This is a genomic window from Pseudoxanthomonas kalamensis DSM 18571, assembly GCF_010211745.1.
GTDB lineage: Bacteria > Pseudomonadota > Gammaproteobacteria > Xanthomonadales > Xanthomonadaceae > Pseudoxanthomonas_A > Pseudoxanthomonas_A kalamensis.
The window spans coordinates 264,119-280,650 of the sequence record NZ_PDWQ01000003.1; the positions used below are offsets into that span (position 1 = coordinate 264,119).

General features: G+C 66.3%; 19 protein-coding genes and 1 pseudogene. 12 read left to right on the forward strand and 8 right to left on the reverse strand.

The window, feature by feature from the left end; all coding sequences use genetic code 11:
* Positions 1–19: 19 nt before the first annotated feature.
* On the reverse strand, positions 20–811 hold the full coding sequence (locus tag CSC70_RS07615) for a cytochrome C assembly family protein (protein ID WP_162456069.1): 792 nt from the start codon (positions 809–811) through the stop codon (positions 20–22).
* Positions 812–918: 107 nt separating this feature from the next.
* Between CSC70_RS07615 and ffh the strand changes: the two genes are divergently transcribed.
* The 6 genes from ffh to rplS all read left to right on the forward strand — a co-directional run bounded on the left by ffh (position 919) and on the right by rplS (position 5,552).
* Complete coding sequence (gene ffh / locus CSC70_RS07620; RefSeq protein WP_162456070.1) at positions 919–2,301, forward strand: signal recognition particle protein; 1,383 nt, start codon at positions 919–921, stop codon at positions 2,299–2,301.
* 90 nt (positions 2,302–2,391) lie between these two features.
* Complete coding sequence (locus tag CSC70_RS07625; protein ID WP_162456071.1) at positions 2,392–3,192, forward strand: aminotransferase class IV family protein; 801 nt, start codon at positions 2,392–2,394, stop codon at positions 3,190–3,192.
* A 117-nt stretch (positions 3,193–3,309) separates the two neighbouring features.
* Complete coding sequence (gene rpsP, locus CSC70_RS07630) at positions 3,310–3,570, forward strand: 30S ribosomal protein S16 (protein WP_162456072.1); 261 nt, start codon at positions 3,310–3,312, stop codon at positions 3,568–3,570.
* 23 nt (positions 3,571–3,593) lie between these two features.
* A complete protein-coding gene (rimM, locus tag CSC70_RS07635; protein WP_162456073.1) occupies positions 3,594–4,106 on the forward strand; it encodes a ribosome maturation factor RimM in 513 nt (170 codons plus the stop codon).
* Between the two features lie 117 nt (positions 4,107–4,223).
* Positions 4,224–4,976, forward strand: a complete 753-nt coding sequence (trmD, locus tag CSC70_RS07640) for a tRNA (guanosine(37)-N1)-methyltransferase TrmD (RefSeq protein ID WP_162456074.1) — start codon at positions 4,224–4,226, stop codon at positions 4,974–4,976.
* A 162-nt stretch (positions 4,977–5,138) separates the two neighbouring features.
* The gene (gene rplS, locus CSC70_RS07645; protein ID WP_162456255.1) at positions 5,139–5,552 is read left to right on the forward strand and encodes a 50S ribosomal protein L19; all 414 of its coding nucleotides are present in this window, start codon (positions 5,139–5,141) and stop codon (positions 5,550–5,552) included.
* An 87-nt stretch (positions 5,553–5,639) separates the two neighbouring features.
* Here the strand turns inward: rplS and CSC70_RS07650 are convergent, their stop codons facing one another.
* Positions 5,640–6,065, reverse strand: coding sequence for a pyrimidine dimer DNA glycosylase/endonuclease V (locus CSC70_RS07650; RefSeq protein ID WP_162456075.1), 426 nt, complete (start codon positions 6,063–6,065; stop codon positions 5,640–5,642).
* An 84-nt stretch (positions 6,066–6,149) separates the two neighbouring features.
* Between CSC70_RS07650 and CSC70_RS07655 the strand changes: the two genes are divergently transcribed.
* Positions 6,150–6,548, forward strand: a complete 399-nt coding sequence (locus CSC70_RS07655; RefSeq protein WP_162456076.1) for an RNA-binding S4 domain-containing protein — start codon at positions 6,150–6,152, stop codon at positions 6,546–6,548.
* 13 nt (positions 6,549–6,561) lie between these two features.
* Here CSC70_RS07655 and CSC70_RS07660 read toward each other — a convergent pair whose 3' ends face one another.
* Genes CSC70_RS07660 through CSC70_RS07670 form a run of 3 tightly spaced genes read right to left on the reverse strand, consistent with a single transcriptional unit; the run spans position 6,562 to position 7,927 of the window.
* On the reverse strand, positions 6,562–7,017 hold the full coding sequence (locus tag CSC70_RS07660; RefSeq protein WP_162456077.1) for a barstar family protein: 456 nt from the start codon (positions 7,015–7,017) through the stop codon (positions 6,562–6,564).
* Positions 7,014–7,439: a guanyl-specific ribonuclease gene (locus CSC70_RS07665; RefSeq protein ID WP_162456078.1), complete on the reverse strand. Its 426-nt coding sequence runs from the start codon at positions 7,437–7,439 to the stop codon at positions 7,014–7,016. Before CSC70_RS07665 ends, CSC70_RS07660 begins: the two co-directional genes overlap by 4 nt.
* Before the next feature lie 14 nt (positions 7,440–7,453).
* Entirely contained in the window at positions 7,454–7,927 is a 474-nt protein-coding gene (locus CSC70_RS07670; protein WP_162456079.1) for a hypothetical protein, read from the reverse strand.
* A gap of 137 nt (positions 7,928–8,064) precedes the next feature.
* Here CSC70_RS07670 and CSC70_RS07675 point away from each other — a divergent pair, with 137 nt between their 5' ends.
* Both CSC70_RS07675 and CSC70_RS07680 read left to right on the forward strand, forming a co-directional pair.
* Positions 8,065–9,657: a POT-type proton-dependent oligopeptide transporter gene (locus CSC70_RS07675; protein WP_246189351.1), complete on the forward strand. Its 1,593-nt coding sequence runs from the start codon at positions 8,065–8,067 to the stop codon at positions 9,655–9,657.
* A 29-nt stretch (positions 9,658–9,686) separates the two neighbouring features.
* Positions 9,687–10,295, forward strand: coding sequence for a rhomboid family intramembrane serine protease (locus CSC70_RS07680; RefSeq protein WP_162456081.1), 609 nt, complete (start codon positions 9,687–9,689; stop codon positions 10,293–10,295).
* Positions 10,296–10,395: 100 nt separating this feature from the next.
* Here CSC70_RS07680 and CSC70_RS07685 read toward each other — a convergent pair whose 3' ends face one another.
* Positions 10,396–10,596, reverse strand: coding sequence for a hypothetical protein (locus CSC70_RS07685; protein ID WP_162456082.1), 201 nt, complete (start codon positions 10,594–10,596; stop codon positions 10,396–10,398).
* Positions 10,597–10,919: 323 nt separating this feature from the next.
* On the opposite strand from CSC70_RS07685, the gene CSC70_RS07690 reads away from it, so the two are divergent.
* Entirely contained in the window at positions 10,920–11,765 is an 846-nt protein-coding gene (locus tag CSC70_RS07690; protein ID WP_425501545.1) for a DUF3298 and DUF4163 domain-containing protein, read from the forward strand.
* Positions 11,766–11,785: 20 nt separating this feature from the next.
* Positions 11,786–12,905: pseudogene (gene cfa, locus CSC70_RS07695) on the forward strand (cyclopropane fatty acyl phospholipid synthase).
* Positions 12,906–12,968: 63 nt separating this feature from the next.
* On the opposite strand, the gene CSC70_RS07700 reads toward cfa, so the two are convergent.
* Positions 12,969–15,119: a M3 family metallopeptidase gene (locus CSC70_RS07700; RefSeq protein ID WP_162456083.1), complete on the reverse strand. Its 2,151-nt coding sequence runs from the start codon at positions 15,117–15,119 to the stop codon at positions 12,969–12,971.
* A 176-nt stretch (positions 15,120–15,295) separates the two neighbouring features.
* Between CSC70_RS07700 and CSC70_RS07705 the strand changes: the two genes are divergently transcribed.
* The gene (locus CSC70_RS07705; protein ID WP_281349600.1) at positions 15,296–15,766 is read left to right on the forward strand and encodes a glutathione peroxidase; all 471 of its coding nucleotides are present in this window, start codon (positions 15,296–15,298) and stop codon (positions 15,764–15,766) included.
* Positions 15,767–15,968: 202 nt separating this feature from the next.
* On the opposite strand, the gene CSC70_RS07710 is transcribed toward CSC70_RS07705, so the two are convergent.
* Positions 15,969–16,508, reverse strand: a complete 540-nt coding sequence (locus tag CSC70_RS07710) for a TlpA disulfide reductase family protein (protein ID WP_162456085.1) — start codon at positions 16,506–16,508, stop codon at positions 15,969–15,971.
* Positions 16,509–16,532: the final 24 nt, after the last annotated feature.

The window sequence follows — 16,532 nt, forward strand, 5'->3', positions numbered from 1 at the left end:
CGGCAGCCGGCTGCGGCGGTCAGGTCCGCTGCAGCACCAGTTCCAGCACGAAGCGGCTGCCGAAAAACGCCAGCGCCAGCAAGGCCATCGCGACCAGGGTCCAGTGCGCGGCTTTCCTGCCGCGCCAGCCATAGCGCCAGCGGCCAATCAGCAGGGCGCCGAACACCAGCCACGACAACACGCTGAGCACGGTCTTGTGCGCCAGATGCTGGGACATGAAGTCCTCGACGAACAGGACGCCGGTCAGCAGGGTCAGGGTCAGCAGGACGAAGCCGGCGGTGATCGAGCGAAACAGCAGCGTCTCCAGTTCGGTCAACGGCGGCAGCACCTTCAGCCAGGCGTGGAAGTCGCGGCGGCGCAGGGCGCGTTCCTGCAGCCACAGCATGATTGCCAGCCAGGCCGATATGCTCAGCGTGGCGAACGCCAGCAGCGCGATCCAAGCGTGCATCTGCAACTGCCAGCTCAGCGCCGGCGCCGGCGCGTGCCCGTACAGGTGATAGATCGCCAGCAGCAGCGCCGCCAGCGGCAGCACGATCACGCCCAGCGCGGCCATGCGCCGGCGCGTGCCGAACAGGGTGGTCAGCGCGGCCATGCCCAGACCGACCAGGGACAGGGCGGCGAAGAAGTGCATGTCGGCGCCCCCCGGCGTGTGCCGCGCCACCCACAGGTGGTAGCCGCCGTGCAGCAGGACCGCCCCCAGCGCCGGCCACAGCCAGGCGCGGGTCGCGTCCAGCCGGTCGTGGCGCGCGGCCTGGACCAGCAGTCCGGCCGCAGTCAGGTACAGAACGATGGCGATGAGAACGATTGTCATCTGGCTCAGTGTCGCACAGGCGTGGCGAAGTTGGGCGCATCCGGCGGTCGATTCCGGCGCTGCCGCTATAATTCCGGGCCATTTTCCCATCATCTGCCCGTCCCGACATGTTCGAATCCCTGACCCAGCGACTTTCCGGCACCATCGAACGCCTGCGCGGGCGCGGCCGGCTCAGCGAGGAGAACATCCGCGAAGCCACCCGCGAGGTGCGCATCGCCCTGCTGGAGGCCGATGTGGCCCTGCCGGTGGTGCAGGCCCTGATCGAGCGGATCAAGGTGCGCGCGGTCGGCCAGGAGGTGCTGAAGTCGCTGACCCCGGGCCAGGCGCTGATCAAGATCGTCCACGACGAACTGGCCGCGGTGATGGGCGCGGCCGCCAGCGAGCTGAACCTCAACGTGCCGGCACCGGCGGTGATCCTGATGGCCGGCCTGCAGGGTGCTGGCAAGACCACCACGGTCGGCAAGCTGGGCCGCCACCTGAAGGACAAGCAGAAGAAGAAGGTGATGGTGGTCAGCGCCGACGTCTATCGTCCGGCCGCCATCGAGCAGCTGAAGACGCTGGCCGAACAGGTCGGCGTGGCCTTCTTCCCGTCCGACGCCGGGCAGAAGCCCGTGGACATCGTCCGCGCCGCCATCGCCGAAGCGAAGAAGACCTTCATCGACGTGCTGATCGTCGATACCGCCGGTCGCCTGAGCGTGGACGAGGCGATGATGGCCGAGATCCAGGCCCTGCACGCGGCGGTCGCCCCGGTCGAAACGTTGTTCGTGGTCGATTCGATGACCGGTCAGGACGCGGCCAGCACCGCCAAGGCCTTCGCCCAGGCGCTGCCGTTGACCGGCGTGGTGCTGACCAAGACCGACGGCGACGCCCGCGGCGGCGCGGCGCTGAGCGTGCGCTACGTCACCGGCAAGCCGATCAAGTTCATCGGTACCGGCGAGAAGACCGACGGCCTGGACGTGTTCCACCCCGAGCGCGTGGCCAACCGCATCCTCGACATGGGCGACGTGCTGTCGCTGGTCGAACAGGTGCAGCACAACGTCGACGAGGAGAAGGCCGCCAGGCTGGCCGCCAAGGTCGCCAAGGGCAAGAAGTTCGACCTCAACGACATGCGCGACCAACTGGAACAGATGCAGAGCATGGGCGGCCTGTCCGGGTTGATGGACAAGCTGCCGGGCCTGGGCCAGGTCCCGGAGCACCTGAAGCAGCAGGTGGCGCAGAACAGGGAAGTGCCGCGGATGGTGGCCATCATCAATTCGATGACGCCGAAGGAGCGCCGCAATCCGGCGCTGCTGAACGGTTCGCGCCGCGCCCGCATCGCCCGCGGTTCCGGCACCACCCCGGCCGACGTCAACAAGCTGATGAAGCAGTATCAGCAGATGGAGAAGATGATGGGCAAGCTGGGCCGCGGCGGCATGAAGGGAATGAAGGGCATGATGCGCGGCCTGCAGGGCATGATGGGCGGTCGCGGCGGCTTCCCGCCGATGCGTTGATGCTGCGATTTCCGTGATCTCTTCTTCCGTACGGGAGAAGGTGCTGCAGGCGGATGAGGGCGTGAGAGCGGATACCGACATGGCTGGCGCATGACGATTGCATTCCTCAACGGCCAGCCGGCCACTGCGGATGACCTGCGTGCGCTGGCGATCAGCAACTACGGGCACTTCACCTCGATGCCGGTGCGTGGCGGCGCGGTGCGTGGCCTGGACCTGCACCTGCAGCGGTTGCGCGAGGCGACCGCCGAGCTGTTCGCCACCGAACTGGACGAGGCGCGGGTGCGGGAAGCCCTGCGACATGCCACGCGGATGGCGCAGGGCGACGGCTCGCTGCGGTTGACCGTGTTCTCGCGCGACTTCGATTACCGGCAGCCGCTGCAGTCAGTGCCGCTGGACCTGCTGACCACCTGGTCGCCACCGGCGCCGCCGTCCGTGGCGTTGCGGCTGAAGTCGTACCCGTTCGTGCGGCCTTTGCCGCAGATTAAGCATGTCGCCACCTTCCCGCTGTTCCACTACCGCCGCCTGGCGCGGCTGGCGTGCTTCGACGATGCCCTGTTCGTCGAGGGAGCGGGGCCGCAGGCTGCGGTGGTGGAGGGCACGGTATGGAACCTGGGCCTGTGGGACGGGCAGGGCATCGTCTGGCCGCAGGGACCGGCGCTGCGCGGCACCAGCGAGCGGATGCTGCAGTCCGGGCTGGAACGCATCGGCGTGCCGCAGCAATGGCGGCGGGTGCGGCTGGACGAGCTGGCCGGCTTCTCCGGGGCCTTTGCGGCCAATGCCAGCCAGATTCAGCTGATCGCCGAGGTGGATGGCCAGGCGCTGCCGCAGCCACCGGAACTGGATGACCTGCTGATACGGGCGCTGGCGCAGACGCCCTGGCTGCCGCTATAGCCGGACCCCGACAGGGGCCTGTCGTGCCAGCGCCGGACAGGTTTCCTTCCCCCGATCAATGGCTTACAATGTGCGGCTTACCTCGCCATCCTGGCGACTGGGCAACACTGGAAAATCATGGTCAAGATCCGCCTCACCCGTGGCGGCGCGAAGAAGCGCCCCTTCTACCACATCATCGTCACCGACTCGCGCAGCGCGCGCGATGGCCGCAACATCGAGCGCCTGGGCTACTACAATCCGGTCGCTTCCGGCAACGACAAGCGTGTCGAGCTGGACATCGCCCGCGTCGACCACTGGGTCGGGCAGGGTGCGCAGCTGACCGACAAGGTCCGCAACCTGTACAAGGAAGCGGTCAAGGTCCAGGCCCCCGCGGCCTGATCCCGCGGCGGCTGTTTCCGCCAATGAACGAGACCGGGCGCCGCATCCTGCTGGGCAGGATCGTCGGTGCCTTCGGCGTGCGCGGCCAAATCAAGCTGGAATCGTGGACCGAGCCGCGTGCGGCGATCTTCCGCTACCAGCCGTGGATCCTGCGCGACCCGGCTGGCCGCGAGCGTGAGCTGGATGGTGCGCGCGGCAAGGAATCGGGCAAGCACCTGATCGCCAATTTTCCCGGCGTCGAGGATCGCGACACGGTCGAAGCCCTGCGCGGCACCGAGGTCTGGGTGCCGCGTTCGGCGTTGCCGCCGCCGGGGCCGGACGAATACTACTGGGTCGATCTGGAAGGGCTGCGGGTGCTCAACGTGGACGGCACCGACTTCGGCAACGTGTCCCACCTGTTCTCCACCGGCGCCAACGAGGTGCTGGTGGCGCGCGGCGAACGCGAGCGCCTGATTCCGTTCGTGCAGCCCGAGTACGTCAAATCGGTCGATTTCGACGCCGGCGTGGTCACCGTGGACTGGGATCCTGAGTTCTAGGGGCGAGGAACGAGTGGAGAGGAACGAGGAGCGAGTGGGTTCCTGCCCGGAGCCACTTTTGCTTTAGTCTCACACTCGCTCCTATCCACTCGTTCCTCTCCACTAGCTCCTCGCCCCATGCGTATCGACGTCATCAGCCTGTTCCCCGAATTCGTCGCCCAGTGCGCCGGCTTTGGCGTGGTCGGGCGGGCGCAGGAGCGTGGCCTGCTGTCGCTGCATGGCTGGAATCCCCGCGACCATGCCCAAGGCGGTTATCGGCGGGTCGACGACAAGACCTTCGGTGGCGGGCCGGGCATGGTGATGATGATCGAGCCCTTGCAGGCCTGCCTGGCCCAGGCACGCGCCGCCGATTCCGCCCTCGCGCCGCTGATCTACCTGAGCCCGCAGGGGCGCCCGCTGGATCAGGCCCGGGTACGCGAACTGGCGGCGATGCCGCGGCTGATCCTGCTGTGCGGACGCTACGAAGGCGTGGACGAGCGCTTCGTCCGGGCCGAGGTGGACGAGGAAATCTCGATCGGCGACTACGTGCTGTCCGGTGGCGAACTGCCGGCGGCGGTGCTGGTCGATGCGTTGGCGCGGCTGCAGGACGGGGCGCTGAACGACGCCGAATCGGCGGCCCAGGACAGCTTCGAGGACGGCCTGCTGGACTGCCCGCACTACACCCACCCGGCCAGCCACCCGCTGGGCGAGGTGCCGGCGGTGCTGCGCTCGGGCGACCATGCCGCCATCGCCCGCTGGCGGCGCCAGCAGGCCTTGGCCCGGACCTGGCGGCGGCGTCCGGACCTGCTGGAGCGGGCAGGGCTTTCAGAGCAGGATCGGGCCCTGCTGCAGGCCTGGCGGGACAAGCACGAAAACGGCAGCGAACCCTAGCCAAAGCCCTGAAGAATCAGTATGATGTGCGGCTCGCTGGCCGGTCTGGCCTGCGGTCACAACAACAAACGTGCGGCGCAATCCCGCGACCGCATCCGCCTGAAGTTGTCCGACAACGACACGCCCACGCGCCCACCGGCGCACGAACCACACGGTACCGACATGAGCCGTCTCAACAAGTCCATCGTTTCCGAATTCGAATCCGCGCAGATCCAGCGCGAACTGCCCGCCTTCAGCCAGGGCGACACCGTCGTGGTCAACGTCAAGGTGAAGGAAGGCAACCGCGAGCGCGTGCAGGCCTACGAAGGTGTGGTCATCGCCAAGAAGAACGCCGGCCTGAACTCCTCGTTCACCGTGCGCAAGATTTCGCACGGCTACGGCGTCGAGCGCGTGTTCCAGAGCCACAGCGCCACCATCGAGTCGGTTCAGGTGAAGCGTCGCGGCAAGGTCCGCGCCGGCAAGCTGTACTACCTGCGCGGCCTGCAGGGCAAGAAGGCGCGCATCAAGGAAGACCTGGCCGCCACCGCGCAGGCCAAGGCCGCCAAGCTGGCCGCCGAGGCTGCCGCCGCCGAGTAATCGCGGCGCGAAGCTGGCAGCATGCGAACGGCCGCCCTCGGGTGGCCGTTCTGCTTTTTGCCGGCATGCTGACGGTGGCGGCGTGAATCAGGGACGTTCCCAGGATTCGATCGGCCCTTCGACGATGCGGAACAGCGGATGCGGCTGCGGCAATTGCGTGCGCAGTTCCCGATAGCGCGCCGGATCGCGTTGCTGCAATTTGGCCAGCAGGTGCCGCCATTCGTGGTCGAGCTGTCCCCGGCTGCACGCAACAGGAGTCACGCCGCGGGCCGGCCCCAGCTTGCTGCGATCGAAGCAATAGCCGCGTTCGGCGGCTTCATCGGCCACGACCTTCAGGTAGGCGTTGATCGTGGAAACCGGCGCGGTCTGCTGGCGGAAACGCTGCAATTGCGGGTGATGCCGGTAGCCGCGGGTCTGGCCGCGCAACACGGCGCGCGCCAGCAGGCCTTCGCGCCACAGGGCGACGATGCCCTTGGCGTCGAGGAAGCGGGGATGCAGGGACCACAGGCGCATGGTGCTTCCGGGCGAATATCCGTGATGAATGACGTGCCTTCGCGGCGGGCGGATAATACGCCGAATTCCGCATTCCCCCATCGCATGCAATCCGAATCCGCTTCCGTTCGTCTCGACCTCTGGTTGTGGGCCGCGCGCTTCTACAAGACTCGCGCATTGGCCAAGCAGGCGGTGGAAACCGGCAAGGTCGAAGTGGGCGGACAGCGGCCGAAGCCGTCGCGCGCGCTGCGCGAGGGCGATGCGTTGCAGGTTGTCCGCGGCGAGGAATGTTTCGAGGTCGTGGTGCTGGCGTTGAGCGATACCCGTGGCCCGGCCAGCGTCGCCCAGACCCTGTATCGCGAGAGTGAGGAATCGCGCCGGCGGCGCGAGGAAGCACGCGCATTGCGCCGCGCCGCGGCCGATGGCTACCGGCCGCCGACCCAGAAACCCGACAAGCGGGCCCGGCGCCTGATCCAGGCCCTGGGCGACATCGACGCGATGTAGGCCGGCCCCGGCGTCAGCTGGCTTCCGGTGCCTGCTGCTCCAGTGCTTCGAAGTCCTCTTCGCGCAGCGCCAGGAAGGCCCAGAACGGCGCGTCATGGGTTGCCCAGTAGCTGCAGGCCTCGTCGAGAATCGACAGCAAGGTGTCGAAATCGCCCTCGTTGGCGCCATGCAGGTCGCTTGCCTGGTCGAACAGCAGCGCATGGCCGCGCGCCGGCAGCCATTGCAGGTCGCGCAGGCTGTCCGCCAGCGCATCCCAGTTGCGGCCGGAACCGGGCGGGAAATCCAGCGCCACGGCGACGCGCAGCAACAGCGTGCGCTTGTCGCGGCAACCGGCCAGGTCGATGCGGCAGGGGCGCAGGTCGGCATCGCGTGCGGCGACCTCCAGCGTGTCCAGATCGTCGGCGGTGACGAAGAACACGCCGGCGCGCAGCGGGTCTTCCAGGCCCAGGTCGAATCCGGAACCGGTCATGGCGTCACCTCGAAACGGCGGAAGCTGTCGTAGTGGTCGTCGGTGTAGTAGTACTCGCTTGGTGGTTGTCCGCCGGTGACGATGCGGCGGGCGCCGCGATGATTCAGCCCGGGCGTGTCCACGGTGTACTCGCGGTAGTAGCCGCGCGCCCGCGACGGCAGGTGGCCTTCGCGGTTGCCGAACACGCCGCCGTCCTGCGGATGGGGGAAGGGGCCGCCTTGGCGGATCAGGCGCAGGGTGTCGTGCGCCTCGCGCGGAAGGAAGGCGGGCAGGGTGTCCGTGTCCGAGACATCGTTCGTTTTCGCGGCCGGCGCCGATGCCTGCGGGACCGGGACCGGTGCGGCGCCGGGTCGCTGTTGCGACCACCAGGCGAGGGCCAGCAGCAGTGCAATCGCGATCCAGAGGGCCGGGGATTTGCGCATGTACCAAAGCGTCCTCAGTCGAACAGGAAGCGGCCGCAGCCGCGGTATTCGCGGTCGCCGACGCCGAGCATGGCCGAGGCCGGGTAGATCTGGTCGCTCATGCCGTCGCTGCAGTCCTCGCGAACGATGACGAGCTTCACCGCGCTGCCGTCGTCGGCGGTGCCGGCAAAGCCGACGGCGTCGGCCAACGGCTGCGATTGCGCCACCTCGAGCATGCGCTCGCCATAGTCCAGCGACAGATGCATGGCGGGCGCTTCGCCCATCGCCACTTCCACCGACCAGCCCGGCTCGTTGCCGACGCCGCGGAAACCGATGCCGCGCTCACGTGCGGCGTCCCAGGGCGATGAGGCGAGCGGAACCGTTTCGGCATCGGTGGGCGTTGCTGTGACCTCGCCGGCATCCGTTGCCGGTTCCGTAACCGATGCCGTCCTGTCGCAGGCAACCAGTCCCAGCGACAGCATCAGCAGGCAGGGCAGACGGGGGTTCATGGCGCGTTCCGGTTTCGCATGTGCTGCGGGAAGTCCGGTCGATTGTAGGGGGTGCGGCTGTACGCAAGCCGAAGCGGCGCCGGTGCGCCGCAGCATCGGTTAGGCTTGCCGTTCCGCCATCCTGGAACCGCGAACCGATGACGAATGCCGCAGCCCCGCCCGGGGCGGACCCCACGGGCCGATTGCCGCGCCAGATTCCCTACATCATCGGCAACGAGGCCTGCGAGCGCTTCAGCTTCTACGGCATGCGCAACATTCTGGTGCCGTTCCTGGTCAGCAGCATCCTGTTGGCCTATCTGCCGGAAGCGGAGCGCGAGGGCACGGCGAAGGACGTGTTCCATACGTTCGTTATCGGCGTGTACTTCTTCCCGCTGCTGGGTGGCTGGCTGTCGGACCGCTTCTTCGGCAAGTACAACACCGTGCTGTGGTTGTCGCTGGTGTACTGCGCCGGACATGCCTGTCTGGCCCTGTTCGAGGACAACCGCAACGGTTTCTACACCGGCCTGTTCCTGATTGCGCTGGGTTCCGGGGGTATCAAGCCGCTGGTGTCGGCCTTCGTCGGCGACCAGTTCGACCAGAGCAACAAGTCGCTGGCCAAGGTCGTCTACGACGCTTTCTACTGGACGATCAACTTCGGCTCGTTCTTCGCTTCGCTGTTGATGCCGATCTTCCTGCGCAACTACGGGCCGTCGGTGGCGTTCGGCATTCCGGGTCTGCTGATGTTCGTGGCCACGGTGGTCTTCTGGGCCGGCCGGCACAAGTACGTGCACGTGCCGCCGTCGCCGCCGGACCCGGACTCCTTCCTCAAGGTGGTGCGCAGCGCGCTGCTGGGACCGGCGCCGGGCAAGGGCGCGGGGACGCTGCTGGCCGGCATCGGTGTGGTGCTGGCGCTGGCTTCGCTGGCGCTGATCCCGTCGATGGGCTTCGTCAAGGCGGTGCTGATCGGCCTGGGGCTGCTGATCGCGCTGGTCGGAAGTGGCGCCTCGATGCAGTTGGAGCGCGCCGGCGCGAAGCATCCGCAGCAAGCCATCGAAGGCGTGCGCGCGGTGTTGCGGGTACTGATCGTGTTCGCCCTGGTCACCCCGTTCTGGTCGCTGTTCGACCAGAAGGCGTCGACCTGGGTGCTGCAGGGCCAGACCATGCATATCCCGCACGAGGCCTGGTGGTGGCCGAGCTGGCTGGTGGTGACGGCCGGGCAGATGCAGGCGTTGAATCCGATCATGGTCATGCTGCTGATCCCGTTCAACAACCTGGTGCTGTACCCGCTGCTGCGGCGGGCCGGTTTCGAAACGACCGCGCTGCGGCGGATGGGCTTCGGCATCGCCTTTTCCGGTCTGGCCTGGGTGGTGGCCGGCCTGATCCAGCTGTGGATCGACGGCGGCGATCCGGTATCGCTGGCCTGGCAGGTCCTGCCGTACCTGCTGCTGACCTTCGGCGAGGTGCTGGTTTCGGCGACCGGGCTGGAATTCGCCTACAGCCAGGCGCCGCGGGCGATGAAGGGCGTGATCATGAGCTTCTGGCTGCTGTCGGTGTCCTACGGCAACCTGTGGGTGCTGCTGACCAATGCCGGGGTCCGCCACCCGGCGGTGATCGAACGGATCGCCGCGACCGGTCTCAGCGAGAACGCGTTCCTGATGTTCTTCTTCGCCGTCTTCGCCTTCGTGGCCGCGCTGGCGTTCGCCCTGTACGCCAGGCGCTACCCGATGCAGGACAATTACCGCACCACCTGATCGAGACGAAACGGAATCCCATGGAAAGCATGTTCACCTGGATCATCATCGGCGCCACCGTGCTGGTGTCGTGGCTGGCCTTCAACGACCGCCGGCTGATGGATCGGCTGATCCTGTGGCCGCCGGCCATCGACAAGTCGAAGCAGTACGACCGGCTGCTGACCTACGGCTTCCTGCACGCCGACTTCGCCCATCTGCTGTTCAACATGGTCACCCTGTACTTCTTCGGGCGCTACATCGAGGCGGTCATGAGTCGCTGGAGCGGGCCGTGGGTGTTCCCGCTGTTCTACCTGTCGGCACTGGTGGTATCGATCCTGCCCAGCTACCTGAAGAACCAGCACAACCCGCGCTACTACAGCCTGGGCGCCTCGGGCGCGGTGTCGGCGGTGCTGTTCGCCTTCATCCTGCTGCAGCCGTGGACGTGGATCTTCGTGTTCTTCATTCCGGTGCCGGCCATCGTCTATGCGGTGGCCTACGTGGCCTACAGCATCTGGATGGACCGCAAGGGCGGGGACCATATCAACCACAGCGCGCATCTGGCCGGTGCGGCCTATGGGGTGATGTTCATGCTGATCATGCGCCCGGATGTGCTGGGGCATTTCCTGAATGCGGTAGCCAACCCCGGCTTTCCGCGCTGAGCCAAAAGAAACGGCGCGCCGGAGTCCCCACTCCGACGCGCCGCGGATCCGTCCTGGTGTGCTGGATTGGCGCCGCTTCCGTGCGACGTTCCGAGGATGCTCAGGCGGCGAAGGCCGACGGTGGCTGCGAGTCCTGCAGGTCTTCCCCGTAGGAAGAGATCAGTCGCTCGTACACGGCGTTGTTCAGTCGCTCGAATTCCCAATCCTGGGTGTTGCCGGTGACGGCCAGTTGATAGAGGCCTTCAAGCAGGCTGAAGTCGCTGACCGTGTCGTTGCTGGCGATGGCGTCCTGGAAGCTCATAGTGGTTCCCCTGGATGGATGTGGAAAAAGACTCTCGAAGGGGTATATGCAGTAACCGTGCCAACATTCCCTGGCAGGCCGAATCCGCCCGTGGCAAGGGGCCTCGCGGCGAACGGCGGGGCCGAAACGGGCCGAAAGTGACCCATTGCGTCGGCATTTGCCGCTTGCGACGGTCGCAGTGGGCCGGGGACTGCCAGACGGTGGAAATGCGGGGCTTATATACTGGTCCGGCCATCGGGGCGCGGCAGGATGGGGGTGGGCGCGAACCGGCGACGCCCCGCGGGGCAAGGGCCGTACCGATGGAATCGCATCCGCTACCGAGGATTCCGGACGTGACATCGCATCGCATCATCCTGGCCGCCGTTTGCTTGTTCGCCCTGCTGGCCGTGGCCGGCTGCAAGCCGGATTCCGACAGCGCATCGCCATCCGTGGCGCCTACGGCGCCGGTGGCGGACGATCAGGCCGTGCCGCCGGCCGAACCGGAGACGGTCGAGCTGAAGGACGTCATCGAGACCAACGACCGCTACGTCATCGGCATCAGCTACCCGCCGGGGATCAACCGCTATCCGGGGCTGGCGCGCGCCATCGGCGCCTATGTGCAGGAAGCGAAGGACGGGCTGATGGCGGCGGTCGAGGGTTTCGGCAACGACAAGCCGTCGATTCCCTACGAACTGTCGCTGAATTTCGAACAGGTGCTGGACAGCCCCGATCTGGTCGCGATCGCCGCCGACGGCAGCCGCTACACCGGCGGTGCCCACGGCGAGCCGCTGGTGGCGCGCTTCGTCTGGCTGCCGAAGCAGGACAAGGCATTACAGGCCGATGAGCTGATTCCGGGCGCCGACGGCTGGATGGCGATCAGCGGCTACGTGCGCGAGCAACTGCGCACGGCGGTCTCGGTGCGCGCCGATGCCGACGAGATGGCGCCCGAGGATCGCGCGCGGCTGGTGCGTACGGCCAACAAGGTGATCGACGAGGGTACCGAGCCGGATTCGGACAATTTCCGCCAGTTCCAGCCGCTGGTCGATGCGCAGGGCAAGCTGTCCGCGCTGCGCTTCGTGTTCCCCCCGTACCAGGTCGGCCCCTACGCCGACGGTACACAGAGCGTGGACGTGCCGATCGAAGTGCTGCGCCCGTATCTGGCCCCGGAATACGCCGGGTTGTTCGAATGAGGTGATCCCGCCGGGAGGTCATGCACCAGGTCCGTTTCCAGCGCCGTGTCGAAATGCTGCTCGCCGAAGCCGACGTGCAGGTCGGCGGTGGTCGTCCCTGGGACCTGCGGGTCAACGATTCCGGTTTTTACCCACGGGTACTGGCGCAGGGTTCGCTGGGTCTGGGCGAAAGTTACATGGATGGCGACTGGGATACCGGCTCGCTCGACGGATTGCTGCATCGGCTGATGATGGCGCGGCTGGACGAGCGCGTGCATGGCCGCGGCGAAGTCTGGGATGCACTGCGCGCCCGGGGTGTTCAATCTGCAGAACCGCCGCCGCAGCCGTGCGGTCGGCGAGCGCCATTACGACCTCGGCAACGACCTGTACGCGGCGATGCTCGGCGAGCGCCTGGTCTACAGCTGCGGCTACTGGCGACAGGCCGACGATCTGGATCAGGCGCAGCTGGCCAAACTGGACCTGGTCTGCCGCAAGCTGCAATTGAAGCCGGGGATGAAGGTGCTGGACATCGGCTGCGGCTGGGGCGAGGCGCTGAAGTACGCGGCCGAGCGGTACGGCGTCAGCGGAGTCGGAGTGACGATCTCGGCCGAACAGGCGGCCTATGCAAGCGAGTTGTGCGTGGGTCTGCCGGTTGAGATCCGCCTGCAGGATTACCGCGACATCGACGAGCGCTTCGATGCGGCGTTCTCGATCGGCATGTTCGAGCACGTCGGGGTGAAGAACTACCGCGGCTATTTCGAAACCGTGCGCCGGCTGCTGCCGGAGGATGGCTTGTTCCTGCTGCATACCATCGGCGGCAACGTGTCGGTGCAGCGCACCGATCCATGGATCGCACGCTACATCTTCCCCAATTCGATGCTGCCTTCGGCACGCCAGATCGCCGAAGCCAGCGAGGGTCTGTTCGTGATCGAGGACTGGCACGGTTTCGGCACCGACTACGACCGCACGCTGCAGGCCTGGCGCGACAACGTCGAGGCGGCATGGGAACGACTTGATGAGCGCTACGACGAGCGCTTCCGCCGCATGTGGCGCTTCTACCTGGCGGCCTCGATGGCAACCTTCCGCAGCCGTCGTTCGCAGTTGTGGCAGCTGGTGCTGTCGCCGCACGGGGTGCCGGGCGGTTATGTCGCGCCGCGCTAGGCAACGCCGGAAACGACTGCGCCGCCCGAAGGCGGCGCAGCGCGAGGCGGAACAGAGCCGGGCTCAGGGAGTGGTCAGGCCGCGTTTCTCCAGCAGCGGACCGATCTGCGGCTCGTGGCCGGAGAAGTCCAGGAACAGCTGCGAGGCGTCCTTGTTGCCGCCCTGCGACAGCACCGTCTGGCGGAAGTGCTCGCCGTTGGCCACCTTCAGGCCGCCGTGCGCCTTGAACCATTCCACGCTGTTGGCGTCCAGCACTTCCGACCAGATGTAGGCGTAGTAGCCGGCCGCGTAGCCGCCCATGATGTGGCTGAAGTACGGTGTGCGATAGCGCGGCGGGACCGGCGCGTAGTCGGTGCCGTTCTTCTTCAGCGCTTCGGCTTCGAAGGCCATCACGTCCTTGGCTGCCGGTACCTGCTCGGGGCGCAGCTGGTGCCAGCTTTGGTCCAGCATCGCCGCGCCGAGGTACTCGGTGGTGGCGAAACCCTGGTTGAACTTGGCTGCCGCCAGCACCTTGTCCAGCAACGCCTGCGGCATGGCTTCGCCGGTCTGGTAGTGCTTGGCGTAGTTGGCCAGGACCGACGGCCAGTCGGCCCACATCTCGTTGACCTGCGACGGATACTCGACGAAGTCGCGCGGTACGTTCATGAAGAAATACGGGTATTTCACATCGGAGAACATGCCGTGCAGGGCATGGCCGAATTCGTGGAACGCGGTAGTGACCTCGTCCCAGGTCAGCAGGGTCGGTTTGCCTTCCACCGGCTTGGGCACATTGAGATGGTTGGCGACCACCGGCAGATTGCCGGTCAGATCGCTTTGCTGCACATAGCTGTTCATCCACGCGCCGCCGCGCTTGGACGGACGCGCGTACGGATCGAAGATGAAGATGGCCAGCTGCGAACCGTCGGCGTTGAACACGTCGTAGGTCCAGGTGTCCGGATGGTACTTCGGCAAGTCTGTGCGTTCCTTGAAGCTGATGCCGTACAGCTGGTTGGCGGCATAGAAGACGCCGTTTTCCAGCACGTTCTTCATCTCGAGGTAGGGTTTGAGCTGCGACTCGTCGAAGTCGTACTTCTGCTGACGCACCTTTTCGGCGTAGAACGACCAATCCCAGGGCTGCAGCTGGAAGTCACCGCCTTCGGTATCGATCACCGCCTGCATGTCGGCGGCCTCGCGCTTGGCGTTGGCGACCGCGGCCGGCGCCAGTTCGCCCAACATGCGGTTGACCGTTTCCGGGTTGCCGGCGCCTTCGTCGGCCAGCACGAAGGCGGCCGGGGTGTCGTAGCCGAGCAGGTTGGCGCGCTCGCCGCGCAGGCGCACCACCTCCGAGACGATGGCGGTATTGTCCCACTGATTGCCACGGCTGCCGCGGGCGATCGAGGCCTCGTGCAGGCGCTGGCGCAGGGCGCGATTCTCCAACTGCGACTCCGGCGGCTGGCCGGTGGTGTTGAGCAGGGTGATGACGTACTTGCCTTCCAGCCCGCGGGAAACGGCTTCCTTGGCGGCGGCATCGATCTGCTCGTCGGTCAGGCCTGCGAGCTCGGCGCGGCTGTCCACGACCACGGCAGAATCGTTGACTTCGGCCAGCACGTTGTCGCTGAACTGGGTCGACAGCTCGGCCAGGCGGGCGTTGATCTCGCGCATGCGCGCCTTGTCTTTTTCCGACAGGGCGGCGCCGGCGCGGACGAAATCGGTGTAGTAGCGCTCGATCAGGCGGGTGTCGAGGGCATCCAGGCCCAGCGCCTCGCGCTGGTCGTACAGCGCCTTGACCCGGGCGAACAGGCGCTCATTGAGATAGATGCTGTCGCGGTGCGCGGACAGCTTGGGCGCATATTCGGCGCGCAGCTTGTTGCGGGTGTCGTTGGTATCGGTGCCGACCAGGTTGAAGAATACGGTCAGCGCGCGGTCCAGCACCTGGCCGCTCTTCTCCATTGCCACGATGGTGTTTTCGAAGGTCGGCATCGAGCGCTGGTTGACGATCGCGCCGATCTCCTTCAGCTGTTCGGCCATGCCGGCGTCGAAGGCCGGGGCGAAATCGCTGTCGTGGATCTTGTCGAACTGCGGGTAGTGAAGCGGCAGCGGGCTTTCGGCGAAGAACGGATTGGCCGCCTGGGCATTGGCGGCGGATGGGGTGGCAGCCTGGGGGCTGGCCTGGGAGTGGGCGGGCATGGCGAGTCCGAGGGTGACGGCGATGGCGAGGGCCAGACGTTGGCTCATGGGTGGTTTCCTGACACGGGCATGATCGCACAGCGTAGCGCAGCTACCCGGTGCGAACCCGTGACAAATGGCATAGGCTTCCGATCTTGCCGTCTGCGCCGACGGGCGGGCGCAAGTGCCTGATTCACAATAGTGCGGACGCAGGGAGGAGTAACGTGACCCGCTTCCACGATTTCATTGCCGAGGATATCGACGGCCAGCCAGTGCCGATGGACCGCTACCGGGGCAAGCTGGTGCTGGTGGTCAACGTGGCCTCCAAGTGCGGTTTTACCCCGCAATACGCGGCGCTGGAGGCGCTGTGGCAGCAATTCGGCGAGCACGGGCTGGTGGTGCTGGGTTTCCCCTGCGACCAGTTCGGCCACCAGGAACCCGGCGACGAGGCGCAGATTCGGGAGTTCTGCTCGTTGAACTTCGGCGTCAGCTTCCCGATGTTCGCCAAGGTCGAGGTCAACGGCGCCCATGCGCACCCGCTGTGGACGTGGCTGCAGCAGCAGAAGCGCGGCCTGCTGGGCAGTGGCAGGATCAAGTGGAATTTCACCAAGTTCCTGGTCGATGGCGAAGGCCGGGTGATCGCCCGTCACGCGCCGGTGGTGAAGCCGGAAAAGCTGGCCGGCGAGATCGCCGCGGCACTGGGTGCGGCGGCATGAGATCGCGGGTAATGGTCCAGATCGAATGCCGCAATACCGGCTACGTTGCACCTTTGGGGTGTCAACGGTACTGGAACCGGTGGTCGACGAAATGGAAGGCGGGTCGCCGCCGGAGTATCACCTGATCCAGTTCGTGTGTGCACTGATTGAGGAGGCGATCCGTGATGCCCGCACGGGGAAAGTCTGAGCTCCCGGTCGCGGTCTATTTCGCGGCGACGGGGCGGTTGCGTACCTCTTCCGGCAATAGCGCCAGTACTTCCTCAACGATGCCAGGCAGCGACTTTTCGGAATAACCGCGATGGACGTGGGCGATGCGTCCGTCCTGATTGATCATGAACATGTTGGGCAAGGCTTGCACGCCGTAGCGATCGCTGACGGTGCCTTCGGCATCATGGATGTAATCCAGATCGAACTTGCTGTTGGCGCGCAGAACCGCCTTGAAGTCCTGTTTGGGTTCCTTGAAGTTGACCGCGAAGACCTGAAGGGCGTCGCGGCCGACAGTCTTCTGGAAATGCGCCAGAACTGGCAGCTCCTTGCGACAAGGTCCGCACCAGGAAGCCCAGAAGGTCACGATCACGACTTTGCCGCGGTGGTCGGCCAGATTGACGAGATCGCCTTTCCATTGCGTTCCCAGCTCTTGTGGCGGGATATCGCCGACCTTGGGTTGCGGGGACAGGTCACCGGCGTGGATGGGCAGGGCGGCCAAACACAGCCCCGCGATGATCAGCAGCGGTTTCAGCATCACGCCATCCTCCCCCTTGGCACA

Bases quoted from the DNA above. Each gene is read 5' to 3' on its own strand.
- CSC70_RS07700 (WP_162456083.1), bottom strand. From the start codon at position 15,119: ATGAGCCAACGTCTGGCCCTCGCCATCGCCGTCACCCTCGGACTCGCC.
- CSC70_RS07625 (WP_162456071.1), top strand. From the start codon at position 2,392: ATGACGATTGCATTCCTCAACGGCCAGCCGGCCACTGCGGATGACCTG.
- CSC70_RS07660 (WP_162456077.1), bottom strand. From the start codon at position 7,017: ATGACCGGTTCCGGATTCGACCTGGGCCTGGAAGACCCGCTGCGCGCC.
- CSC70_RS07675 (WP_246189351.1), top strand. From the start codon at position 8,065: ATGACGAATGCCGCAGCCCCGCCCGGGGCGGACCCCACGGGCCGATTG.
- CSC70_RS07615 (WP_162456069.1), bottom strand. From the start codon at position 811: ATGACAATCGTTCTCATCGCCATCGTTCTGTACCTGACTGCGGCCGGA.
- rpsP (WP_162456072.1), top strand. From the start codon at position 3,310: ATGGTCAAGATCCGCCTCACCCGTGGCGGCGCGAAGAAGCGCCCCTTC.
- CSC70_RS07665 (WP_162456078.1), bottom strand. From the start codon at position 7,439: ATGCGCAAATCCCCGGCCCTCTGGATCGCGATTGCACTGCTGCTGGCC.
- CSC70_RS07655 (WP_162456076.1), top strand. From the start codon at position 6,150: ATGCAATCCGAATCCGCTTCCGTTCGTCTCGACCTCTGGTTGTGGGCC.
- CSC70_RS07650 (WP_162456075.1), bottom strand. From the start codon at position 6,065: ATGCGCCTGTGGTCCCTGCATCCCCGCTTCCTCGACGCCAAGGGCATC.
- ffh (WP_162456070.1), top strand. From the start codon at position 919: ATGTTCGAATCCCTGACCCAGCGACTTTCCGGCACCATCGAACGCCTG.
- trmD (WP_162456074.1), top strand. From the start codon at position 4,224: ATGCGTATCGACGTCATCAGCCTGTTCCCCGAATTCGTCGCCCAGTGC.
- CSC70_RS07710 (WP_162456085.1), bottom strand. From the start codon at position 16,508: ATGCTGAAACCGCTGCTGATCATCGCGGGGCTGTGTTTGGCCGCCCTG.
- CSC70_RS07670 (WP_162456079.1), bottom strand. From the start codon at position 7,927: ATGAACCCCCGTCTGCCCTGCCTGCTGATGCTGTCGCTGGGACTGGTT.
- rimM (WP_162456073.1), top strand. From the start codon at position 3,594: ATGAACGAGACCGGGCGCCGCATCCTGCTGGGCAGGATCGTCGGTGCC.
- rplS (WP_162456255.1), top strand. From the start codon at position 5,139: ATGAGCCGTCTCAACAAGTCCATCGTTTCCGAATTCGAATCCGCGCAG.
- CSC70_RS07685 (WP_162456082.1), bottom strand. From the start codon at position 10,596: ATGAGCTTCCAGGACGCCATCGCCAGCAACGACACGGTCAGCGACTTC.
- CSC70_RS07680 (WP_162456081.1), top strand. From the start codon at position 9,687: ATGTTCACCTGGATCATCATCGGCGCCACCGTGCTGGTGTCGTGGCTG.